This is a genomic window from Muricoccus nepalensis, from assembly GCF_006438825.1.
Taxonomy (GTDB): domain Bacteria; phylum Pseudomonadota; class Alphaproteobacteria; order Acetobacterales; family Acetobacteraceae; genus Roseomonas; species Roseomonas nepalensis.
This window is the reverse complement of the sequence record NZ_RCZP01000148.1, coordinates 1-652: the sequence shown is the minus strand read 5'-3', so window position 1 is coordinate 652 and position 652 is coordinate 1. Positions and strand designations below refer to the sequence as shown.

Annotated in this window: 2 protein-coding genes; both read right to left on the bottom strand. The window is 71.2% G+C overall.

Annotated features, from left to right (window positions below; translation table 11 throughout):
- Positions 1–264: IS66-like element accessory protein TnpA (tnpA, locus tag EAH89_RS31045; protein WP_161993871.1), on the bottom strand; the 264-nt coding region annotated here is incomplete at its 3' end.
- 252 nt (positions 265–516) lie between these two features.
- Positions 517–652: winged helix-turn-helix domain-containing protein (locus EAH89_RS33755; protein ID WP_194152390.1), on the bottom strand; the 136-nt coding region annotated here is incomplete at its 5' end.

The following is a 652-nucleotide window of genomic DNA, read 5'->3' as shown; positions in this document are numbered from 1 at the left end:
TAGCGACGCCGTGGGCGTCACAGGCCCAGGCGGCACCGCGTCGCTCACCTCCACCGGAAGGAACATCGGCTCAGGCGCGTCATGCACCCTGAGCTGCCCCTGCCGCAACTGACGCCGCCAGTACCACAGCAGCCCGCGGCTGATGTCGTGCCGCCGGGCCACCTCCGACGTCCGCGCCCCGGGCTGCGCCGCCTCGGCCAGCACGCGCAGCTTGTCCTCGGCACGCCAGCGACGACGCCGCTCAACCCCGGTGATGATCTCCATCCCGCCCCCGTCCTTTGCGTCGCCCTCACGAGCGTCACTAAGGTCAGAGGTCATCATCCCTCACAGAAGGCGGCCCTCGCCGGACGAGTACAGCGTAGAGGTAGGTCCAGTCGTAGCGCTGATCGCACAGCCCGCGCGGGCGTTGCCCGCGTGCCCACCAGCGATGGCCGGTGCGGCCTTTCTGGCCCACCCTGGCCTCGTCCTGGAACCAGAGCTCGATCCGCTGGCCCGGATGATCGGCGGCAACGGCCGCTACAGCACGGCGCAGCCCCCTTTTGCGAAGGCCGCCTTGGCCGCCTCGTCGGCCTCGGGGTGCCGTGGCCTGGTCTTCTGCCGCGACAGGTCCAGCCCCCTCACCACCCGCGACAAGCTGGCCGGGTGAAGGCGC